The following is a 17,482-nucleotide window of genomic DNA, read 5'->3' on the forward strand; positions in this document are numbered from 1 at the left end:
ACCTCTAACAACCGAGAAAAATGCAAACCTACTACTACGTTTTAGCCAGCCAACGCTTTTTGCTAGAAGAAGAAGCCCTAGATGAAGTGTTTAAAGAAAGAACTCGCAACTACAACGAACAAGAAAAAGAAATAGACTTCTGGTTGGTCAAACAGCCCGCTTTCCTAGAAGCACCGACAATGGCAGAAGTTAAAGCAAAATGCCCTCAGCCAGCCGCGGCTATTATTTCCATCGATCCTGTCTTTATCACTTGGTTGAAACTGCGATTAGAATATGTACTGACAGGTGAATTTCAAGCACCATCACCAACTATTCCCGATGCCCTCGCATCCCTACAGACAGCATGAAGAAAGTAGCCAAATATCCGACGAAACAACTAACAACAATTAGGGGTAAATTGTACAAATTTCTTTTGTCTCTCCCCCTATTTTCTGCTACTTCGATCGCCCTTTTAGTCTTGACAATTTTATCGAGTTCTGTTAAAGCTCAGTCGAGCTGCCAACCGCCACAGTCCGACGAATATCTACTGTTAATTGTCACCAGAACACCCGAACAGCAAGAAAGAGCAAAACGCTCTTTCCCTGGAAATACTAACAACACAGTTTGTCGGTACATCAATGACACGGTGACGCGAGTTGGTGGCTTTCGGGACTCGCAAATCGCCAGCGATTGGGTTAAATACATCGAAGATGTTGTCGGATTGCAAGCTTACGTAGTACGATCGCCCGCAGCGGCACTACCCCAAAATTTGCCAGTCTACAACCCTCAGCCAGCACCAGGTTCTGAACCAGTCACCAATTCTCCCAGCGGCAATCTTGCCTTCAATCCCCGACCCCTGGGTTCTGGTTATGCAGTGTTAGTAGATTACTTCAACCAACCGGAATTAGCCGCCCAAGTCAGGCAAGCATTAGGCACGCAAGTAGGCTTAGCTTCCTACGGCCAGCGTCCCTTTTTATTCGTCGCTTATACAACGGATCAAAACGCCGCTACTGCTGCCGTAAAAGCATTGAGCGATCGAGGTTTTTGGCCGATGTTAGTAGACAGCCGACGAGTTACCGTAATTGCTCCCGCTGTTCGCTAAAAGATAACCTACCCACAATTATTGGGTTCGTGAAATTACTACTACACCCAAAGTCCTAGCATAGGGGGACTAATAACAATTATTGTTGTTGTTGGGGTTCTAGCGGGCTGCTTCCTAGCTGACTTTGTGCCCGCTTTTTTGCTTCCATTGCCGCTCCGTAATCCGGTTTGTAGCGAATTGCTTTGTCATAGGAGGCGATCGCATCTTCGTATCTTTTTACCGCCACCAGTGCATTGCCGCGACTGTACAAAGCTTCCGAGTAGTCAGGCTTGACATAGACGGCTTCATTGTAAGAGACTAGCGCATCTTCGTACCGCTTTAAATTGTACTGAGCATTTCCTCTATTGTACCACGCTTGATATTCTTTCGGGTTTAAATCTAAGGCTCTGCTGTAACACTCAATTGCTTGTTCGTACTTGCGTAATTCGTGGTACGACCAGCCTAAATTGTACCATGCTTGATAATAATCAGGTTTTAATTTAACAGCTTTTTCGTAAGCTTCTACCGCTGCTTCATGCCTCCGCATTTTTAGTAAAGCAATGCCTTGACTGTACCACGCTTGATAAAAGTTGGGCTGAAACCGCACGGCTTTTTCGTAGGCTTCAAAAGCTTCTTGATTTTTGTTTGACTCTAGGAATATATTGCCTAAATTGTACCAAGCTTCATAATTATCGAATTTGATTTCAAGTGCTTTTTCATAGGATTCTACAGATCGATCGTACTGTTTTAATTTTTGGTAAGCTTGTCCCCGATTGTACCAAGAATGGTACAAATTGGACTGAAATTGTACAGCTTTTTCGTAGGATGCGATCGCTTCTTCGTACCGCTGCGAATCTAAGAGAACATCGCCTCTGCCTTCCCACGCTGCGGCATAGTCGGGCTGGATTTTCAAAGCGTTATCAAAAGATGCGATCGCCTCTTGAGACTGTTGCAACTTCTCCAAAGCATAACCGCGTCCCGTCCAAGCTTCCAAGTATTCCGGCTTTAATTCTATGGCTTTATCATAAGCTGACTGCGATTCTCGATATTTTTTTAATTCATATAAAGTTTTGGCTTTTTCCTGCCACACTTCCGCGTAGTCGGGCCTGAGATTTATTGCTCGCTCGTAAGCGGCCAGAGCTTCTTCAAATCGGTTTAAATTGTAAAGAGTATTGCCTCGGTTGTACAAGTCAGTTGCATTTGCTGCATTAAAAGTATTTACACCATAAATTAATGCTATAATACTGATGCTAATTAAACTGGCGATCGACAATATTTTTAAATACAGTTTTTTTCGGGATTTGAGCTGCTTCTTCGCAGCAGCAACCGGAGGCAATACAGGAACTGTACCGCTGAAAGAATTTTTCAATTCTTTAATAGCTTGCAGCGTTTCGCCTGCACTAGAATAACGTTGCCGAAAATCGTACTTTACCATCTTATCTAAAATCTTCGCAAATTCAGGACTGACTGATGTTTTGTCCTGCCAAATAATTTCCTCTGTCTCGGAGTTTTTTGGCATTTGGTGAGGGTTTATGCCAGTGAGGCACTGAATTGCGATCGTACCTGCGGCATAGATATCGCTGCTCAGTTTCGGGTTGCCGTGAGCTTGTTCGCTGGGCATATAACCGGGAGTACCGATGCTGACACTCAAGCTATTCTTGGGCTGAGGAGTGGTGATTTGAGTAGTAATTTCTTTGACTGCGCCAAAGTCAATTAAAACTAATTTTCCGTCTCTATCTCTGCGGAGGATATTGCGGGGATTGACATCGCGGTGAATGACATTTTGTTGGTGTACAAAGTCTAAAATTTCGAGAATTTCCTGCAATATACAAATGACAGCATCTTCCTGCATGACTCCCGCAGTTCCCGGAGCGGCTGGCGTAATTTCTTGACTTAAATCGTGGCCTTCTATAAATTCTTGAACGAGATAAAACTCTTGATTTTCTTCAAAGTAAGCAAAAAGTCGGGGAATGCGATCGTGATTTCCCAGCTTGTACAAAACTTGTGCTTCAGTATCAAATAAACGTCTTGCTACCTGTAGAGTTTCCGGATCAGTTGCTTGAGGTTTAAGCTGCTTGACGACGCAGAGGTGGTTTCCTGGTAGCTGCTTATCTTCAGCTAAGTAAGTTTGAGCAAATCCGCCACCTCCCAAGTGACGAATAATACTGTAGCGACTGCTGAGTGTGATTCCAAGCATGAGATTTACCTAATATTCCTAGTCTTTTGGAGAATTAGCTTCCAACCAAGATGTCAAATCTTCCGCCTTAGAAAAATCTAACATGGCTTATCTAAATTTTTTAATTGGTCGAGCGATAACTGGGGAGTCCGGATTTCAATAAAATAAATTACAGGTGGGAATCTCTTGTGCAATTCTTCAATCATTAATTTAGTTACATCAGTTGTTGCTGTATTGTACAAAGCTAGCTTGCTCAAGGTCGGCCGATTGAGAACTTGGATTTCAATAATTACAGACTTGTCGTTTTTGAGTTTTGCTATAACCTCTAAGTAGCTATCTTTGGCTGCGATGTAATGTCGCATTGCGAACTTTACTGTGACAGTCTGTTTGCTTTCTTTCTTATTCCCTCCCCTTACTAAGGGGAGGGTTAGGGTGGGGTTCTAGATTTTTTCGGGCATTGGGACGCTCCCACTCTAACTTAACTTTGAACGGATTTCAAAATCTCGTCATCGACTGAAAAATCTATCTCAGCTTTGTCCCGTCCCGAAACTACATAATCATTCTGAAAAGAATCTTTCAATCCAGAAACTAAGTCAAATTCCGGCTGCCAGTTAAGATCGGTGACAGCTTTATTAACTGAAGCGAAAAAGTGCTGCAATCTCATCGGAAAAGCTTTCTTTTTGCCGAAGTCAAATTGTTTCGGGTCGTAGTGTACAATCTTAATAGCATCAGAGGATTTGCCTGCCGCTTGAATGCAGGCGCGGGCTAAACCGTCAAAGGTGACAAATCGATCGCCCGAAACGTTGTAAATTTGCCCGATCGCCCTTTCATTCCCCAAAACCGCCGCCATTGCTTTAGCCAAATCCTGACAGTGCCCCAACTGCGTGAAGTGCATTCCGTTACCGGGAATCGGAATCGGTCGATCGCGCACAATGCGATCGAAAAACCAAGCCTCTAAATCGTTATAATTTTGGGGGCCGTAAATGTAAGTCGGGCGAATCGAAGTCCAAGGCAAACCGGACTCGGCCAAGTAATTTTCGGTTTCGCATTTACCCAAATGCCGGCTTTTAGGATCAGTAGCGTCCCCTTCCATATGAGGCATTTGATCCGACTTCAAATAAACCCCCGCAGAGCTCATGTAAACAAAGTGCTGCACCCGCCCTTTAAATATTTCAGCTAAAGGCTTTGTATCGCTGAGTTCGCGGCCGTTGTTGTCAAAAACCGCGTCAAACTCGACCGTCGATAACTTTTCTTTTAGTTGTTCGACATTTGTGCGATCGCCCTGAATCTGTTTTACGCCCGCAACCGGTACAGGCTTGTTGCCCCGGTTAAACAACACCACTTCATGCCCTTGTGCTGCTAAAATCTTAGTAAGATAAACCCCGATAAACCGAGTACCGCCCATCATTAAAATTCGCATTATTTTCGATGCTCCTTACAGTTAGTGTAAATATCTTACAATAAAGTTATGCCTTACGGAGAAACCGGGTTTTTTAAGAAAACACATATTAGTAGCGATCAGCCCTGGTACAAAAAACCGGAACGCTTGAGTTTTTGTGTGCAAGTCCTGAAAGTCAGTTTTGTGCTTTACTAAAGTGCGATCGCTCAAAATCAACATAATTTCAAGTTGCCTAAAATAGCCCTATGCAAGTTCCCCGGCTGCATCCAGAAACAATCGAAGAAGTCAAACAAAGAGCCGACATAGTAGACGTTATTTCCGGTCGCGTCGTCTTGAGGAAACGCGGGAAAGAATTCGTAGGTTTGTGTCCCTTTCACGACGAAAAATCTCCCAGCTTTACTGTCAGTCCCGGCAAACAAATGTATTATTGTTTCGGCTGCGGTGCAGGCGGTAATGCTTTTAAGTTTCTCATGGAATTGGAGAAACGCCCTTTCAGCGAAGTAGTATTAGAATTAGCTAAAAATTATCAAGTCCCCGTCAAAACAGTCGAACCAGAACACCGACAAGAATTGCAGCGGCAAATTTCCCTGCGGGAACAACTTTATGAAATCTCAGCACTAACAGCCAACTTTTACGAACACGCTTTGCGACAAACCCAAGGAGAAGAACCCTTAGCATATCTCAAATCAGAGCGCCAGCTAAGCGAAGAAACTATCCAACAATTTCAATTAGGTTATGCACCCCAAGGTTGGGAAGCACTTTACAGTTATTTAGTAGAACAGAAAAACTATCCGGCGCAATTAGTAGAACAAGCTGGATTAATTGTACCCCGAAAAAATGGCGGCAGCGGTTATTACGATCGCTTCCGCAATCGCATTATGATTCCCATTCGCGATACCCAAGGCAGAGTCATCGGTTTTGGCGGCAGAGCTCTCGGCGACGAACAGCCGAAATACCTCAATTCTCCCGAAACAGAACTATTCGATAAAGGCAAGACTTTATTTGCTTTAGATACAGCGAAAACAGCCATTAGCAAAGCCGATCGCGCAGTGGTTGTAGAGGGGTACTTTGATGCGATCACACTTCACGCCGCCGGCATCTCCAACGCCGTCGCTTCCCTCGGCACAGCCTTAAGTTTAAACCAAGTGCGGCAGTTATTACGCTACACTGACTCCAAACAAATTATCCTCAACTTCGACGCCGACAAAGCAGGAACTCAAGCAGCAGAACGCGCTATTGGAGAAATAGAAAAACTCGCTTATCAAGGAGAAGTGCAACTGCGGGTGCTCAACATTCCCGACGGCAAAGATGCCGACGAATACCTCAAAACATACTCCCCAGAACAATATCAAGAATTGCTGGAAAATGCTCCCTTGTGGCTCGACTGGCAACTGCAACAAATGCTCGTCAATCAAGATTTGAAGCAAGCCGATAGTTCCCAGCAAGTGACAAAAAAAATTATTAATTTATTAACGAACATCACTGACGACAATCAGTTAGCACATTACCTGCAAAAGTGCGCCGAAATTCTCAGCAAAGGAGATTTTAGGCTCACCAAAATGCTCGCTGAAAACTTGCTCAATCAAGTAGTCAGCGATTGGGCAAAGCGGCAGAGTCAAGACGAATCTTTGACAATGCCCCTGTTAATTAGAAACAAGCTGAAGCCGAACAAACAATATAAAAAGCAGCGTGCCAGTGGCGGCGAAAACAAAAGCTCAAAATCAAGCTTATCTGCCGTAGCCCGCAGTCTTTTAGAAGAAGCAGAAGCGCAATTATTGCAGATTTATTTGCACTGTCCCGAATACCGCCAAGATGTCAGAGAAGCAATAGAAGCTAGAGACGTGCAGTTTAGCCTTTCTCACCACAGATTTTTGTGGCACCAGATTGTGAATGCAGAAATATTGCACAAAATGTCTTTACAAGTAGCGCCTGCTGAGTTAATATTGAAATTGCAAGATAGCTTCATTGAATATCCGAATCAACTCAATCAAATCTCGCATTTATTTCACTTAAATGAGTTTTCAGAAAGAAACGTTTATCGCGCACCTCTAGTAATTAGATCTGCCCTCGCCTGTATCGAGCAAATAATTAGCATGAAGCGCCGCCGGATTGCACTCAATATGTGGGAAAAAGCCAAGGCCGCTAGCAGTGGCGAAGAGGCTATAGAATATCATCAACTATTCTGTGCCGAACAAGAATGGCTCAAGGAATTAGAGCGGCTGCGTCAAGTGAATTTTTACGATTTAACATCCGTACCTTGGGGCTAATACCAGGGGTGTTTCATTCTCTGGTAGGGCCAATCCCCCCGTGGTTGCCCCGATATCTGAAACCCGCACCCGCTCGTCTATGGGGTGGGCGCGCATTCTTGGCACCGCCCCTACAAAACCCTGGTTTTTCTGAGAATGAAACAGCCCTGACGGTAATACCCTTTTAGATTTTAGATTTTAGATTGGGGATGACTCGTTCGATATAGGTTTGAAGCTTACCAGCAGTTACATTTTTTCAACTGATATAAGTAATAAAGTCCTTACTACAAACGAATTTGTAGTAAGGAATAAATTCTTTTATTCAACGAGCCTTTTAATAATCGCAAAAAAGAGTTTCGCGAGTATCTCTACCCGTCACGGGATTAGTACCTTTTGCCACTTTACAAAGTTTTTCTATCATATCGTCTCGCAACAGTGTCTCTGTAAAATCAGCACCGTCAATGACAGCTCCTTCGAGTCTGGTATTGTAAGCAAAAGCACCCTCAAGGATAGCATTAGTTAAATTTGCTTTCATCATGCGAGCTAAATCTAAAGTTGCACCCGTGAAATTCGCCCCTTCTAAATTTGCCTCTTCCATATTGGCAGCAAAAAAGCTGACGCCCCGCAAATCTGCATTAGTAAAATTGCTATTGCGAAGATTGGCTTTATTAAAGCTGTCGTCAGTCAGAACTTGGCCAGTAAAATCAGCGCCGACTAGGATTTCTTTGTCGTGATCCAAAGCGAAAGCAGGTGCGGGATTAATGCCGATCGCCCCAGCGGCAATTACTGCTAAAATAACAAAACTCAGCAAGAAAGTATAAATATGTTGGCGAATTCGAGAAATCATCATACAAGTTCAAGCTAATGGGCAGTCGTGACAGTTCAGAATTGAATTCTACCAGAAAGAGCGTCAAGCGTAGCTATCCCGTAGGGAATCGCCCGTTAGCGACGGCTGACTCCAATGCCCCCCAATCCCCAAACTCTCGGGATATCGGCACATTGGGAGAAAACTTAGTCGCCGAGTGGTTGCAGCAGCAAGGCTGGGAAATCCTGCACCGCCAGTGGCACTGTCGCTGGGGAGAGATTGACATCATCGCACTCGGAAGAGATGAAGAAAGCGCAAAAAACCGATTTCTTCCCAATCAGCAATCCCCAACATTAGCATTTGTAGAGGTAAAAACTCGCCGCCGGGGAAATTGGGATGCTGGTGGAATGCTAGCTGTTACTACCACAAAACAAGCCAAACTTTGGCAAACAGCCGAAATATTTTTAAGCACTCATCCTGATTTAGCCAATAATTATTGTCGCTTTGATGTCGCTTTAGTAAGGTGCGAACCTTCACAACAAAACACTAAGCAAATATTACCACCATTAACAGCAGCAAACTCTCAATTCACCATTGCAGAAAACTACCGCCTTACCCTGCAAGAATACATTCGCTCGGCTTTTAGCAATTAAAAATAAATATCTAATTAAAAATTAGAGGGTAAAATCACAAAGCAATGCCAGTAGGTAATTTTTAATTATTAATTTCCCTAAGCTGTCGCGCCTTTCTCTCTTAATCTTTAACGGAGGTGAAAAAAGCGTTAAATCTTCTTCCTCTCTTCCTTTCACTTCCTCTTCCGCTCTGCCATAACAGCTAGTTTATATGAGTAGCAGTCTAGGCGAGAGTTTCCGGGCAATATCCCAGACCCTTGACAAATTGCTGGCGAAACGCTTCAATTTCTTTGCGGTCAGGGCTGCCGTGACAAACGACTGCCACCTGGTAGCGGCGCATCACGCTCAGTGGCGACTGTCCCGTTTCCAAACTCCAAAGCGCCATTTGCAAGCGAATTTCAGGATCGTAAGGAATCCCGAGTTCGTTCATAAAAGCCCGAAAATCCCCGTGCATTTCTGGAGTTAAATATTGGCTCATTTTCACCTTTACCACCCAGCCGTCTATTTGGTGAATAACAGTGATAAATTGCAAGGGAAGATGATGAGCCGTGCGTAGGTAATCCACGACTCTCAGAGTAAGGCTAGTATTGGCGATGTAGTAGAGGTATTCCATAACGATCCTTATGAGCCTTATGAGCAAAGCTGATGCTATACCTCTATCGTCGCGGACTCTACCCGCCACCACAAGGGGAAAAGCACCCGACTTTGGATGGGGGTTTTTACCCAATTTGTTACCTAGTTGACAGATCGATCGCACAGGAATTCACTCGATGACAGAGATGGACTGGTCTTTGGACGGCTACGACTACGAACTTCCGCCCTCACGCATTGCCCAAAATCCCGTAGTGCCGAGGGACAGTTCTCGCTTGCTGGCTGTAGATTCTCCCAGCAGCCACCAACACCGGATTTTTAGGGATTTACCCGATTTGCTGCAACCAGGCGACTTGCTGGTACTCAACAACACCCGCGTGCTGCCAGCGAGGCTCTACGGGCACAAACCCAACGGCCCGGCTGTGGAGATATTGTTGATGGAAGAACGGCAGCACAACTGTTGGCTGGCTTTGGTTAAACCGGGGAAACGCTTAAAGTTGGGAGCAAAAATTGAGTTTGATCCCATCGCCCCTGCCTGTGAGGACTCGACCACAGCTTCTTGCTGTTGCCTTCCCGATGCCACGATGCCCGTGCCCGATCGTCGTCGATTGACTGCAACAGTTATAGAGAGGGACGACGCAACAGGGGGACGGCTGCTGGAGTTTGACATCCCCACAGATGAGAATCTGGTGAAGTTTTTGGACGAATACGGCCACGTACCCCTGCCGCCCTACATCGAAAATTCCCAAGCTTCAGCCGAACAGTATCAAACTGTTTATGCCGATCGGCTTGGGGCGGTGGCTGCCCCCACAGCAGGCCTGCACTTCACCGAAGAATTGTTCAGCCGCTTGGAACAGCGGGGAATAGAAAAAACTTTTGTCACCTTACACGTCGGAGTAGGCACGTTTCGCCCGGTGGAGGTGACAGACGTGACGGCTCACAAAATGCACGGCGAATGGGTGGAAGTACCCGCCGCCACCGTCGATAAAATCCGGGAAACTCAAGCCAGAGGCGGGCGGATCATTGCCGTGGGTACAACAGCAGTGCGAGCTTTAGAGGGAGCGGCCGCCGCGAGTGGTGATTTTTCCTTGCAACCTTTTTGCGGCCCGACCAATTTGTTTATCTACCCTGGTTACAAGTGGCGGGTTGTAGAGGGGATGATTACCAATTTTCACTTGCCCCGCTCTACTTTGATGATGATGGTAAGTGCGATGATTGGAAGGCCTCGGCTGTTGGATTTGTACCGAGAAGCGATCGAGCAACAGTACCGCTTTTATTCCTTTGGCGATGCCATGCTGATTTTACCAACAGCAAAAAAGGATTGATCGATCGGGCATCGGGTTCACCCCATGCCCGGTATTGCGTTTCTATTCTTCCTCCTCTTCTTCATTGCCGGGATACACGAAGCTGTTGGAACGCCCAGTCAGAACAGATTTGCCCAGAGACAGAGCTTTCTGAGCTGCCACTACAGCTTTGCGCTTCCATGTGGCCTTACGCATATTCTTCTTGGATTTGGAGGTTTTCTTCTTAGGGACTGCCATGACGCTAAATACTTTTTGCTTGCTTATATAGACAAACAAACATTCTAGCCGATTTTGCCGGCAATACTTACTCGAAAAACCGCAAGAACTGCTGGGCTAGCAATATCAAGTAGTAGGGTGCGTCAGCGATTAGCTTCTGGAAAAATAGACAAAATCCCCTAGGCAACGCACCCGCAGTAGCTAAAGTTCGTGAAAGTGGTAGATCACGACGCCAGTTACGGCATCGTTCTCGATACTCACATAACCGGTTTTGAGCATTGCCGTGAAAGCCTCTTCCACTTCGGCAAAAGTAGCGCCGGTTGCCATCACCCCTTGGGTGACAGATAATCTTCCGTTCTTGGTATAAGCTGCCTTCAGGAGTTTAACCCCTAACTGGTCTGGAGTTGGCTTGGGGTATGTCGCGGCGATCGCCCCGCTGCTGGGATATAGCGGTATACCTTCGGGAGATACGCCGAGTTTGCCCCTGAGACTGGCATTGTGTTCGTCCACCATGTTCGGCAGCAGCAGCAGGTCAAACAATTGCCCAAACCCAAACAAACCAAAGGTAAACAGCCACAGCAAACCCGTACCAATCTTGCCGTTGTAGAGGCGGTGGAGTCCGAATGGGCCGAAAAAACAAGCTGCCCATAAAAGGTAACTAACACCTAAATTGCTCATTTTATGCCCGTCCTGCCTGGTTATTCTAAGAATTGGAGTCCCTCTATACATTTTGTACTTTCTATCTGGTGTTTAAACAGCTTGACATGGGAATTTATTTGTGTGGTAGCCTAAGAAACTGACAAAAGGCAGAATTTGGTTTCCCAATACCTTGTCTGGAAGCCCATGAGTAATTTTGCGTAGCAATTCTTAACGCCAACAACATATTTGCGCGGGCGAGAGCTTGGTAAACTGGAGGGCGTGGAAATTACAGCAGCTTAGGCCTAGATTCCACACGGAGCGCCAAACCAAGCGCGCCGCCAGCGCTGGCCGGACATACACGAGCGCGATCGCCCGCAGTACCCGACAATTGAAACAAGCGAGTAGTTATAAGCAGAAATCCAATAAAAATATGGTAGATTCCCTCAAAAAACCCACTTTTGAAGAACTGCGGCCGGGAGTGAAAGCCCCAGCCAAAGAAACTATTCTCACACCGAGATTTTACACAACCGACTTTGACGAGATGGCCAAAATGGACATCTCGGTAAATGAAGCCGAACTAGAAGCAATTATCCAAGAGTTCCGCGTTGACTACAACAAAAACCACTTCGTGCGGGATGAGGAGTTCGCTCAATCTTGGGATCACATTGACGGCGAAAAACGCCAGTTGTTCATTGAGTTTCTAGAACGTTCATGCACCGCTGAGTTTTCTGGGTTCTTGCTTTACAAAGAATTGGGACGCAGGCTCAAAGACAAAAATCCAGTGCTCGCCGAGGGTTTCAACCTGATGTCCCGCGACGAAGCGCGGCACGCCGGATTCCTCAACAAAGCGCTGTCCGACTTTAATTTGTCCCTGGATTTGGGTTTCTTGACAAAGAGCCGGAGTTACACATTCTTTAAGCCGAAGTTTATTTTCTACGCGACTTACTTGTCTGAAAAGATCGGTTATTGGCGCTACATCACGATTTATCAGCACTTAAAAGCCCATCCTGAAGACCAGATTTATCCGATTTTCCGATTCTTTGAAAATTGGTGCCAGGATGAAAACCGCCACGGAGATTTCTTCGATGCCGTGATGAGAGCTCAGCCTCAGATGTTGAACGATTGGCGCGCTAAGCTTTGGTGCCGTTTCTTCTTGCTGTCAGTGTTCGCGACAATGTATCTCAATGATATCCAGCGCGCGGGTTTTTATCGATCGCTCGGTCTCGATGCTCGCGAATACGACATCGAAGTGATTAAAAAGACCAACGAAACAGCAGGCCGCGTATTCCCCGTCATGCTCGACGTGAACAATCCAGAATTTTATGAACGCCTGGATGTTTGCCTCAAGAACAATCAGCAGTTGACAGCAATTGTTGCTTCTAATACTCCGAAATTCTTGCAGTTCTTCCAAAAATTGCCTTTGTATCTGTCGAACGGCTGGCAGTTGTTGAAGCTGTACTTCATGAAAACAATTGAATCACCTTCAGTACAGGGCGCTGTGCGTTAAGTTTTGATTTTTCATCCTCTGTGACGGCGGTTCTGCGACAAGCGGAGCCGCTTTTTTTTTGTATCCAGATTCACCGCAAAAAGTTCTCGCTAGACTTACACTCGCCCGGAATTGGAATTAATGCTGGTTTTTTTCATAAAATTTATCGCCATTCCCCCTGAAGCGTAAAAGCCGCCCAATAATAGGGAGAATGCCACTTTTCCTGCTTCAACATTTCCAGTTGCGCCGCCCTCAATGCTGCCGCTGGCGTTAACCCTTTTTGCAGCATTCCCTGATAGAAACTCGACATTAACGTAGCCGTTCCTTCATCGTCCACAGTCCACAAACTCACCACTACTCGCTGAGCACCTGCATACATAAATCCCCGTGTCAATCCTACCAAGCCCTCGCCTTGAATGTTCTGCCCCATTCCGGTTTGACAGGCACTTAAAACTACTAAATTTGCTGCTAATTTGAGATTGAAAATATCAGTAAGTCGCAGGAATCCGTTTAAGGGATTTCCCTTTTCATCTACTAGCGACAAGATGATTCCTGACAGTTCTGGGTGAGCGCTATTGACTAAACCGTGAGTGGCAAAATGAACGATTTTATATTGGCTTAAATTCGGGCTGGTGGCTGTGGCGCGACTGGCTGCAAAATCCAAAGATTCGGTGCGAGAATTGGCAGGAACTAACGCTCGAATGATTTGAGCTTCTTGGCGAGTGAATTTTAAACGGTTCCACTGTACGTCATTGTCGCGACTAGAACGGCTTAAACCCAGATTTACTGATTCTATTGCTTCGCGATTGGTGGTAGTAGCAGGGGTTTTGACTCGTTCATCGTCAGCGCTAAAAACCGGATCGGCGAGAATGGCTAAAGTCCGATTAGGAGGTTGTCTGTCATTGTAGTTTTGTCTTAAGCTTCCCAAGCTGGAAGCAGAAGGCAGCAGCACGATTTCATGGTCTACAATTAAAGGCGGATTCCGATTTTCACCGGATGTTCCGGGGAGGGAAAGGGCGGCAAAGGGGAGGTAATTGAGAACGCCGTCGCCAACTATCAGCAGGCGTTTTTGAGCGAGTTGTGCTGCTGCGGGCTGTAAAATAATTTGACTGAGCGCGTTGTTAGCTTCAGCGACTCGATTGCGGATGTCTCGGTAGCGCGGATCGGTCACAGCATCACGGAAATTGCGGGCGACTTTTTCGATGTCCGCAGCTTTGGGCAATTCATAAGTGCTGATACTGGTTTTAGTCACAGCCCACAGATAGCTGCGCTCTTTCCCTAGAGAATACTGAAGTAAAATTGTATTCTCATCGAGGATTTGTTGTTGAATTTGGGAAAGGGTTAGGGGTTGGGGTTGGGTGAGGGCTGCGTACCGGGGGCTGGTGGTGCGGATTTGGGTTTGAATGTCCTGATATTGTGCGATTAAAGTTTGCCGCTGCTGTTCTAATTCTGCTTCTTGGGTAGGAGTGTGGTTGGGGCGATTCATAACTTCGATGCGCCGTTTTTCAAGGGCATCGAGTTGCTGTTGTAAATTGCGTTCTCGCTGCAATAATTCTGGGGCGACACCTTGACGAATATCGGCGTTTGCTTCTTGCAAAAGTTCGAGGAGGCTGCGGGCGCGGGAACGTTCGCTGGCTTCAAAGGCCTTGGTATCATAACCAGAGTTGGGTTGCGTTTTGTGCAGTTGCATTAACAGGTCAATGTAGAACTGGTAATAGTTTTGTACGGTGGCAAAGTATGAGGTGCGGAGTTCTGGGCTGGCAACTTTGGTGCGGAGGCTTTCGATGATTTTGAGGGAGGATTCAATGTTCGTGAGGGCTTCGGTGAGGTTGCCGAGATCGCGTTTGACATTAGCGATGTTGGAAAGGATGACAGCTTCCCCTTGAGCGTCGCCCACAGCCAGACTCAGGGGAAGAGACTGGTTGTAATAATCTAAGGCTTTCTGTTTTTCTCCCAATGCTGCGTAGACACTGCCGATGTTGTTGAGGGTCCTAGCTTCCCCGCTGCGATTGCCCACGGCCCGACTCAGGGGAAGGGACTGGTTGTAATAATCTAAGGCTTTCTGTTTTTCTCCCAAATCCGAGTAGAGTAAGCCGATGTTGTTGAGGGTGGTGGCTTCAATAGTGCGATCGCCAACAGTCCGACTCAGGGGAAGAGACTGGTTGTAATAATCTAAGGCTTTCTGTTGTTCTCCCAACTCTGAGTAGACTAAGCCGATGTTGTTGAGGGTCCTAGCTTCAATAGTGCGATCGCCCACGGCCCGACTCAGGGGAAGGGACTGGTTGTAATAATCTAAGGCTTTCTGTTTTTCTCCCAATTCTGAGTAGACATTGCCGATGTTGTTGAGGGTGGTGGCTTCTTTCGTGCGATCGCCCACAGCCCGACTCAGGGGAAGGGACTGGCTGTAATATTCTAGGGCTTTCTGTTTTTCTCCCAATTCTGAGTAGACATTGCCGATGTTGTTGAGGATGGTAGCTTCCCCACTGCGATCGCCTACTGCCCGAAACAGGGGCAGGGACTGGGTGTAATATTGTAGGGCTTTCTGTTTCTCTCCCAATTCTGAGTAGACATTGCCGATGTTGGTGAGGATGGTAGCTTCCCCACTGCGATCGCCCACCGCCCGACTCAGGGGAAGGGACTGACTGTAATATTCTAGGGCTTTCTGTTTTTCTCCCAAATCTGAGTAGACATTGCCGATGTTGTTGAGGGTGAGAGCTTCTTTCGCGCGATCGCCCACCGCCCGACTCAGGGGAAGGGACTGGCCCAAATACTCTAGCGCTTTCTGTTTTTCTCCCAATGCTGAGTAGACTATTCCGATGTTGTTGAGGGTGAGAGCTTCTTTCGCGCGAGCGCCCACGGCCCGAATCAGGGGAAGGGACTGACTGAAATACTCTAGCGCTTTCTGCTTTTCTCCCAAATCTGAGTAGACTATTCCGATGTTGTTGAGAGTAGTAGCTTCCCCATCGCGATCGCCTACTGCCCGACTCAGGGGAAGGGACTGACTGTAATATTCTAGGGCTTTCTGTTTTTCTCCCAAATCTGAGTAGACTATTCCGATGTTGTTGAGGGTGGTGGCTTCCCCACTGCGATCGCCCACGGCACGTGTCAGGGGAAGAGACTGGTTGTAATACTCTAGCGCTTTCTGCTTTTCTCCCAAATCTGAGTAGACACCGCCGATGTTGTTGAGAGTAGTAGCTTCCCCACGGCGATCGCCTACTGCCCGTCTCAGAGGAAGGGACTGACTGAAATACTCTAGCGCTTTCTGCTTTTCTCCCAATTCTGAGTAGACTAAGCCGATGTTGGTGAGGATGGCGGCTTCCCCACTGCGATCGCCCACGGCACGTGTCAGGGGAAGAGACTGGTTGTAATACTCTAGCGCTTTCTGCTTTTCTCCCAAATCTGAGTAGACAGCGCCGATGTTGTTGAGGGTGACAGCTTCCTGTGCGCGATCGCCCACTGCTCGAAACAGGGGCAGGGATTGGTTGTAATATTCTAGGGCTTTCTGTTTTTCTCCCAATGCTGAGTAGAGTGTGCCGATGCTGGTGAGGGTGACAGCTTCCCCACGGCGATCGCCTACAGCCCGACGCAGGGGAAGCGACTGGCTGTAATACTCTAGCGCTTTCTGCTGTTCTCCCAAATTTGAGTAGACTATTCCGATGTTGTTGAGAGTAGTAGCTTCCCCACTGCGATCGCCTACAGCCCGACGCAGGGTCAGCGACTGGTTGTAATACTCTAGCGCTTTCTGTTTTTCTCCCAATGCTGAGTAGACTCTGCCGATGCTGTTGAGGGTGAAAGCTTCCCCACGGCGATCGCCCGCTTCTCGACTCAGGGGAAGGGACTGGTTGTAATACTCTAGCGCTTTCTGCTGTTCTCCCAAATCTGAGTAGACTCTGCCGATGCTGGTGAGGGTGGTAGCTTCCCCACTGCGATCGCCCACGGCACGTGTCAGGGGAAGAGACTGGTTGTAATACCCTAGCGCTTTCTCTTTCTCTCCCAAATCATCGTAGACAGTGCCGATGTCAGTGAGGGTGACAGCTTCCCCACGGCGATCGCCGACTGCCCGACTCAGGGGAAGGGACTGGTTGTAATACTCTAGCGCTTTCTGCTTTTCTCCCAAATCTGAGTGGACTTTGCCGATGCTGGTGAGGGTGACAGCTTCCCCACGGCGATCGCCGACTGCCCGACTCAGGGGAAGGGACTGGTTGTAATACTCTAGCGCTTTCTGCTTTTCTCCCAAATCTGAGTGGACTTTGCCGATGCTGGTGAGGGTGGTGGCTTCTTTCGCGCGATCGCCGAGAGCCCGTCTCAGAGGAAGGGACTGGCTGTAATATTCTAGGGCTTTCTGTTTTTCTCCCAAATCCGAGTAGACAACGCCGATGTTGTGGAGGGTGGTAGCTTCTCCTGTGCGATCGCCTACTTCTCGATACAGCTTTAATGCTTCTTGATATTTGGCGATCGCTTTTCTTAAAGATTCCGCCGTCCCCTGCTGGTAAAGTTGAAGCCCTTCTGTCCAGGCTTTTTCAGCAGCAGCAGCGTTTCCCCCGGACTGCTGCGATACCCCTTGACTAATTTTAATCGCACTCGGTGCAGCCACCGCAGCAACTCCTAGCAGGATACTCGCACCTACAGCTATCCCCCAAACCCACAGCCTGAGATTCATAAACACCCTTTAAACCAGACCTTGTTAACCGGTATCATAGTCGATCGCAGCTTGTCAGGTGCGCTTGGACGGACTGCGTGCCGATTGCGTCGGGGGCATATTGTGCGATCCCGCCGCTGCACGTAGTGCCGCATCCTCCAAGGGCGATCGACCGCATCGGATTTGCCTCCGCGAAAGTTAAAAGTCATAATTGTAATTTTTACGCTATTCTCAACTCAGTATTTTTAAATTAGCGATCGCTCCCAAACCTAGCATCTACTATTTTTTG

General features: G+C 47.1%; 15 protein-coding genes. 6 read left to right on the plus strand and 9 right to left on the minus strand.

Going from position 1 to position 17,482, the window contains the following annotated elements; genetic code table 11:
* Positions 1-20: 20 nt before the first annotated feature.
* Together QT996_RS02750 and QT996_RS02755 are read left to right on the plus strand one after the other, a co-directional pair.
* A complete protein-coding gene (locus tag QT996_RS02750) occupies positions 21-347 on the plus strand; it encodes an MgPME-cyclase complex family protein (protein WP_242715806.1) in 327 nt (108 codons plus the stop codon).
* On the plus strand, positions 344-1,081 hold the full coding sequence (locus tag QT996_RS02755; protein ID WP_333044343.1) for a hypothetical protein: 738 nt from the start codon (positions 344-346) through the stop codon (positions 1,079-1,081). Before QT996_RS02750 ends, QT996_RS02755 begins: the two co-directional genes overlap by 4 nt.
* Before the next feature lie 79 nt (positions 1,082-1,160).
* Here the strand turns inward: QT996_RS02755 and QT996_RS02760 are convergent, their stop codons facing one another.
* From QT996_RS02760 to QT996_RS02770, 3 genes are all read right to left on the minus strand, one after another.
* Positions 1,161-3,257, minus strand: a complete 2,097-nt coding sequence (locus QT996_RS02760) for a tetratricopeptide repeat protein (protein WP_333044344.1) — start codon at positions 3,255-3,257, stop codon at positions 1,161-1,163.
* A 77-nt stretch (positions 3,258-3,334) separates the two neighbouring features.
* A complete protein-coding gene (locus QT996_RS02765) occupies positions 3,335-3,598 on the minus strand; it encodes a hypothetical protein (protein WP_333044345.1) in 264 nt (87 codons plus the stop codon).
* A gap of 116 nt (positions 3,599-3,714) precedes the next feature.
* Positions 3,715-4,656, minus strand: coding sequence for an NAD-dependent epimerase/dehydratase family protein (locus QT996_RS02770; RefSeq protein ID WP_333044347.1), 942 nt, complete (start codon positions 4,654-4,656; stop codon positions 3,715-3,717).
* A 224-nt stretch (positions 4,657-4,880) separates the two neighbouring features.
* Here QT996_RS02770 and dnaG point away from each other — a divergent pair, with 224 nt between their 5' ends.
* Positions 4,881-6,902 carry a DNA primase gene (gene dnaG, locus QT996_RS02775; RefSeq protein ID WP_333044349.1) on the plus strand — a complete coding sequence of 674 codons (2,022 nt, stop codon included), beginning with the start codon at positions 4,881-4,883 and terminating at the stop codon, positions 6,900-6,902.
* A gap of 313 nt (positions 6,903-7,215) precedes the next feature.
* Here the strand turns inward: dnaG and QT996_RS02780 are convergent, their stop codons facing one another.
* Positions 7,216-7,731, minus strand: coding sequence for a pentapeptide repeat-containing protein (locus QT996_RS02780; protein ID WP_333044350.1), 516 nt, complete (start codon positions 7,729-7,731; stop codon positions 7,216-7,218).
* A 14-nt stretch (positions 7,732-7,745) separates the two neighbouring features.
* Here QT996_RS02780 and QT996_RS02785 point away from each other — a divergent pair, with 14 nt between their 5' ends.
* Complete coding sequence (locus tag QT996_RS02785; RefSeq protein WP_333044352.1) at positions 7,746-8,339, plus strand: YraN family protein; 594 nt, start codon at positions 7,746-7,748, stop codon at positions 8,337-8,339.
* Positions 8,340-8,541: 202 nt separating this feature from the next.
* Here the strand turns inward: QT996_RS02785 and QT996_RS02790 are convergent, their stop codons facing one another.
* The gene (locus QT996_RS02790; protein WP_006632408.1) at positions 8,542-8,931 is read right to left on the minus strand and encodes a hypothetical protein; all 390 of its coding nucleotides are present in this window, start codon (positions 8,929-8,931) and stop codon (positions 8,542-8,544) included.
* A 157-nt stretch (positions 8,932-9,088) separates the two neighbouring features.
* Between QT996_RS02790 and queA the strand changes: the two genes are divergently transcribed.
* Positions 9,089-10,234: a tRNA preQ1(34) S-adenosylmethionine ribosyltransferase-isomerase QueA gene (gene queA / locus QT996_RS02795; RefSeq protein ID WP_333044354.1), complete on the plus strand. Its 1,146-nt coding sequence runs from the start codon at positions 9,089-9,091 to the stop codon at positions 10,232-10,234.
* Positions 10,235-10,276: 42 nt separating this feature from the next.
* On the opposite strand, the gene rpmF is transcribed toward queA, so the two are convergent.
* Entirely contained in the window at positions 10,277-10,450 is a 174-nt protein-coding gene (gene rpmF / locus QT996_RS02800; protein ID WP_006632406.1) for a 50S ribosomal protein L32, read from the minus strand.
* Positions 10,451-10,630: 180 nt separating this feature from the next.
* Positions 10,631-11,107 (minus strand): TM2 domain-containing protein, encoded by a 477-nt coding sequence (locus QT996_RS02805; protein WP_333044355.1) that lies wholly within the window; start codon positions 11,105-11,107, stop codon positions 10,631-10,633.
* Between the two features lie 391 nt (positions 11,108-11,498).
* On the opposite strand from QT996_RS02805, the gene acsF reads away from it, so the two are divergent.
* Positions 11,499-12,575, plus strand: a complete 1,077-nt coding sequence (gene acsF, locus QT996_RS02810; RefSeq protein ID WP_333044442.1) for a magnesium-protoporphyrin IX monomethyl ester (oxidative) cyclase — start codon at positions 11,499-11,501, stop codon at positions 12,573-12,575.
* A 142-nt stretch (positions 12,576-12,717) separates the two neighbouring features.
* On the opposite strand, the gene QT996_RS02815 is transcribed toward acsF, so the two are convergent.
* Together QT996_RS02815 and QT996_RS02820 are read right to left on the minus strand one after the other, a co-directional pair.
* Positions 12,718-17,214, minus strand: coding sequence for a tetratricopeptide repeat protein (locus QT996_RS02815; protein ID WP_333044357.1), 4,497 nt, complete (start codon positions 17,212-17,214; stop codon positions 12,718-12,720).
* On the minus strand, positions 17,211-17,402 hold the full coding sequence (locus QT996_RS02820; protein ID WP_333044359.1) for a hypothetical protein: 192 nt from the start codon (positions 17,400-17,402) through the stop codon (positions 17,211-17,213). The genes QT996_RS02815 and QT996_RS02820 overlap by 4 nt, the downstream gene beginning before the upstream one ends.
* Positions 17,403-17,482: the final 80 nt, after the last annotated feature.

This window comes from Microcoleus sp. S13C4 (assembly GCF_036700865.1).
Taxonomy (GTDB): domain Bacteria; phylum Cyanobacteriota; class Cyanobacteriia; order Cyanobacteriales; family Microcoleaceae; genus Microcoleus.